Below are 4,628 nucleotides of genomic sequence, written 5' to 3' on the forward strand. Positions count from 1 at the left end.
GCCGGTCCCGGTCGCGGCCCCGACCCGGCCCCCCGCGCCCTCGGGGATGCCGAGCTCGGCGCGCAGATGGGGGGAGGTCGAATAGGTCTCGGCGGGCTCGCCGTGCCCCAGGCCGAGCGCCTTGTCGATGAGGCCCCAGCGGGGCAGGTCGTCCCAGTCCACGAGGGTGACGGCGACGCCCTTGCGGCCGGCCCGACCGGTGCGGCCGATCCGGTGGACGTAGGTCTTCTCGTCCTCGGGGCACTGGTAGTTGATGACGTGGGTCACGTCGTCGACGTCGATTCCGCGCGCCGCGACATCGGTCGCCACGAGGACGTCGACGTCCCCGGTGCGGAACGCCTTGAGTGACTTCTCGCGAGCGCCCTGGCCCAGGTCGCCGTGGATCGCCCCCACGCGGAAGCCTCGTTCGGCCAGGTCGTCGGCGAGCTTCTGGGCCGTGCGCTTGGTGCGGCAGAAGATCATCGTGGCGCCGCGTCCGTCCGCCTGCAGGATCCGTGAGACCACCTCGGGCTTGTCCATGGAGTGCGCCCGGTAGACGAACTGGGTGGTGTTCTCGTGCGTGGCGCCGGAGTCGGCGGCCTCCGCCCGGATGTGCGTGGGCTTGGTGAGGAACGTCCGCGCCAGGGTGATGATCGGTCCCGGCATGGTGGCCGAGAAGAGCATGGTCTGCCGTTGCTCCGGGACCATCCGGAGCAGCTTCTCGATGTCCGGCAGGAAGCCCAGGTCGAGCATCTCGTCGGCCTCGTCGAGGACCAGCACCTCGACCTTGCCGAGCACCAGCTTCGACTGGTTGGCCAGGTCGAGCAGACGGCCGGGGGTTCCCACCACCACGTCGACGCCCTTCTCCAGGGCGTCGGTCTGCTGTTCGTAGGGGGTTCCGCCGTAGATGGCCAGCACCTTGAGCGGCCGGGTTCCCGACCCGCCGGGGGCGGTGAGACCGGTGGCGGCGATCTTGAGGTCCTGGGTGACCTGGACGCACAGCTCGCGGGTGGGAACGATGATGAGGGCCCGTGGCGTGCCGTCGAGCTCCCGGGTCACCTCGCCCGTCGAGATGCGGTGCAGGAGGGGGACGCCGAAGCCGTAGGTCTTGCCCATCCCCGTACGGGCCTGGCCGATGAGGTCGGACCCCGCCAGCGCCAGTGGGAGGGTGAGTTCCTGGATGGCGAAGGTGTGGGTGATGCCGCGCTCACCGAGCGCGGTGACGATCTCGGGGCGGACGCCGAGTTCGGCGAAGCTGGGGGAGGAGTCGGAGGACGGGGCGTCGACGACCGCGGTCGTCGTGGCCATGCCGTCGACTTCGCTGGTGGTCACATCTGTAGTGGACAGGGCGGTGCCTTTCTCGTCTCGCGCGCGGGAGGACGGGCCTTCCGATGGACGGCCTCGGCGAGCGGGGCGCGCGCACATTTCCACGCGGATCCTCGGTGCGGGGTCCGACCAGCGGACCGGGCGCGGGTGTGATCCACGTGGGTCCACCCTATCCCGTGACGCCGCGGGACACCGGGTCCGGGCTAGCCTGGGTCCCACGTATCACCGACGACGGCGAGACATGCGCCGACGATGAGAAGGGCAGGCACCGTGGAGGTCAAGATCGGCATCGCCGACAGCAATCGCGAACTCGTGTTCAAGACCGGGATGAACCCGGAGGACGTGCACGCCCGCGTGGAGGCCGCTCTCACCGCGGAGAGCAAGGCAGTGTTGGAGCTGGACGACGAGAAGGGTCGGCGCTATCTCGTGTCGACCGACCGGGTCGCCTACGTCGAGATCGGTGAGTCGGCGCGGCGCGCGGTCGGGTTCCTCTCCTAGGCGTCCGCGGCGGGCCGGTCCCCGCCCTGACGAGGGATCTTCGACAGTCCGCCCCAGCACAGGGTGACGGTCGTGGAGACGGCGTCGGCGCGGGAGATCGGTCGGCCCGCGTCGAGCCAGTGGCCGGCGCTGACCCGGCTCGCACCCACGAGGCCCACCGCGAGCAGACGCGACCGGTGCGCGTCGAGCCCGGAATCGCCCCTGACCAGGTCGTGTACGGCGTCGATGCAGCCGTCGGTGGCGCGGTCGAGCTCGCGCCGGACCTCCTCGTCGCCGGACTCGGAGGTGAACACCAGCCGGAAGCCGCGGGTGTCGGAATCGGCGTACGCGAAGAACGTGTCGACCGCCGCCTCGACGCGACGCCGGTTGTCCGAGGTCGAGTCCAGCGCCGCCCGGATGCGGCCGAGGAGCTCGTCCACGTGATGCCGCAGCACCTCGATGTACAGGTCGCGCTTGGAATCGAAGTGCTGGTACAGCACCGGTTTGGAGACCCCGGCCAGGACGGCGATGTCGTCCATCCCGGAGGCGTGGAAGCCCTGGTCCACGAACACGGTCCCCGCCGCGTCGAGGAGCTGGCGTCGTCGGGCTCCTCGGGGCAGCCGGGTCGCCCTGGCGCGCCCCGGAGCCGTCGGGGACGGTCCGCCCGGGCTTGTCATCGTCTGGCTCCTGTCCTCCCGGACGTCGGGTCGACGGTCGACCGGGCCAGACGGACAATACCCGTACGGGCGGAGTGCCGGAGAAGGCGACCACCTCGGGATGTGGGATCGTGGAGACCTTGACTCGAGCCTGACCGGAGCGGACGTGGAGGTGTGCGGATGAGCGACGGCCGTCGCCGGACGTCGGACGGTGTCGACGCCGGGTCCACCTCGCGGGCTGACGCTCCGGCACACCGCGGGGACCGCTCTCCGTACTACCCTCCCCACGGTGAGCCGCTGCGGGCCCCGTGGGATCCGGCGGAGGAGACGACCCCCGGTCGTCGTCGCTCGGTCCCCGGCGCCAGGGACCACCTGCGTAAGCAGAGCCCCGTCGGTCGGTTCTTCACCACGTGGGGCTGGCGGGCGTACGCGATCCCGGTGCTGGTCGTGCTCACGGCACTCGTGATAGCCGACTCCGTGACGGGTACCGGGGCGGGCGACGGCGCGGCCGTCGGCGAGGCGGAGGAGACGCCGGCGCTCATGGGGGAGCCACCCCGGGGTGAGGTGCCCCCGAGCGGGGAGCTGCCGGACGGTGGACCGTTCGCCGAGGCCGGCGAGGGTCGGTTCCGGATCGTGCCCGGGGGCACGGACCGTGTCGGGCGTCCCGACGCCGAGCAGTTCACCTACACCGTCGAGGTCGAGGAGGGCGTCGACACGACGGACTTCGGTGGCGACGACTCGGTGGCCCGGATGGTGGATGCGACGTTGGCCAATCCCAAGAGCTGGACGGCGGACGGGGCCGTGGCGTTCCGGCGCACGGCCCGGGACGAGCCCGCGTTCCGGGTGACACTCGCCAGTCCCCTCACGGTCCGCGAGAACTGCGGATACGAGATCGAGCTCGAGACCAGCTGCTACAACCCGTCCACCGAGAGGGTCTACCTCAACCTGGCCCGGTGGATCCGGGGTGCGCGGTCCTTCCAGGGGGACATCGGGTCCTACCGCCAGTACCTCGTCAACCACGAGGTCGGCCACGCGATCGGCTACCCGGATCACGAGCCGTGCCCCGCGGACGGAGCGCTCGCGCCGATCATGATGCAACAGACCCTCGGGGTCGCCAACAACGAGATCTTCCTGCTCGACAACGAGGGTGTGGTCCCGGACAACGACGACACCTGCCTGTACAACGCGTGGCCGTTCCCTGACGGCCCGCCGGTGGCCCGGTGAACCCCGTGACCGGCGGGGTGTCCGGGGCGCTCCCCCCTCTCGTGGATCCGGTGCCGCAGCTCTCGGCGGAGGAGCGCGCGCGCTACTCCCGGCATCTCCTGCTCGGGGCCATCGGTGACGAGGGGCAGCGTCGCCTGCGCGCCGCGTCGGTGTTCGTGGTGGGCGCGGGGGGACTGGGCGCGCCGGTCCTGATGTACCTCGCCGCGGCGGGTGTCGGGCGGATCACCGTGATCGACGACGACGAGGTGGACCTCGGCAACCTGCAACGGCAGGTGATCCACTCCGTACCGGCCATCGGCCGCCCGAAGGTCGAGTCGGCCCGGGATCGACTGGCCGAGTTGGCACCCGGGGTCAGGGTCGAGGCGGTCCACGCCCGTCTCGACGCGGTGAACATCGACGCCCTCCTCGAGGGTCACGATCTGGTGATGGACGGAAGCGACAACTTCGCCACCCGGTACCTCGTCTCCGACGCCTGCGAGATCGCCGGGATCCCGGTCGTCTGGGGGACCATCGACCGCTTCCGGGCCCAGCTCGCCGTCTTCTGGTCGCGACCGCCCGCGCCCGTCGACCCCGTCACCCTCCGCGACCTCTACCCGGCCCCGCCGCCACCCGGTTCCGTTCCGAGCTGCGCCGAGGCCGGCGTCGTGGGCGCACTGTGCGGAACGGTCGGGTCGATGATGGTGATGGAGGCGGTCAAGCTGATCACCGGGGCCGGCCGGCCACTGCTCGGCCGGCTCGTGTTGATGGACCTCCTCGAGACCACCCACCGGACCGTGACCATCCGGCCGGACCCGTCCCGTGCCCCGGTGACGTCCCTGCCGGAGGGCACCGACGAGACCTGCGCGGTCCGACCGGCCGACCTGGACGACGTCCCCACCGTCTCGGCCGCGGACCTCGCCGCGGAACTGGCGGACGCGGGATCGTCCGGGTCCGTCGCGCCCGTCCTGGTCGACGTCCGCGGAGCCG

At 71.5% G+C, this 4,628-nt stretch carries 5 protein-coding genes; 3 read left to right on the top strand and 2 right to left on the bottom strand.

All coding sequences use genetic code 11. The features are described from left to right. Positions 1-1,287: DEAD/DEAH box helicase (locus tag G6020_RS06655; protein WP_182610081.1), on the bottom strand; the 1,287-nt coding region annotated here is incomplete at its 3' end. Positions 1,288-1,575: 288 nt separating this feature from the next. On the opposite strand from G6020_RS06655, the gene G6020_RS06660 reads away from it, so the two are divergent. After that, positions 1,576-1,803: a DUF3107 domain-containing protein gene (locus G6020_RS06660; RefSeq protein ID WP_107748545.1), complete on the top strand. Its 228-nt coding sequence runs from the start codon at positions 1,576-1,578 to the stop codon at positions 1,801-1,803. Here the strand turns inward: G6020_RS06660 and G6020_RS06665 are convergent. After that, positions 1,800-2,459 carry a TetR/AcrR family transcriptional regulator gene (locus G6020_RS06665; RefSeq protein ID WP_182610080.1) on the bottom strand — a complete coding sequence of 220 codons (660 nt, stop codon included), beginning with the start codon at positions 2,457-2,459 and terminating at the stop codon, positions 1,800-1,802. The two genes, G6020_RS06660 and G6020_RS06665, sit on opposite strands and share 4 nt — an antisense overlap. Positions 2,460-2,618: 159 nt before the next feature. On the opposite strand from G6020_RS06665, the gene G6020_RS06670 reads away from it, so the two are divergent. Together G6020_RS06670 and moeB are read left to right on the top strand one after the other, a co-directional pair. Continuing rightward, positions 2,619-3,662 (top strand): DUF3152 domain-containing protein, encoded by a 1,044-nt coding sequence (locus G6020_RS06670; protein WP_179524797.1) that lies wholly within the window; start codon positions 2,619-2,621, stop codon positions 3,660-3,662. After that, positions 3,659-4,628: molybdopterin-synthase adenylyltransferase MoeB (gene moeB, locus G6020_RS06675; RefSeq protein ID WP_347238324.1), on the top strand; the 970-nt coding region annotated here is incomplete at its 3' end. The genes G6020_RS06670 and moeB, both read left to right, overlap by 4 nt.

It is taken from the genome of Dietzia sp. B19, from assembly GCF_014145155.1.
Taxonomy (GTDB): Bacteria; Actinomycetota; Actinomycetes; order Mycobacteriales; family Mycobacteriaceae; genus Dietzia; species Dietzia natronolimnaea.

Excerpts from the sequence above, each read along its gene's own strand:
- G6020_RS06670 (WP_179524797.1), top strand. The coding sequence starts at position 2,619 with ATGAGCGACGGCCGTCGCCGGACGTCGGACGGTGTCGACGCCGGGTCC.
- G6020_RS06665 (WP_182610080.1), bottom strand. The coding sequence starts at position 2,459 with ATGACAAGCCCGGGCGGACCGTCCCCGACGGCTCCGGGGCGCGCCAGG.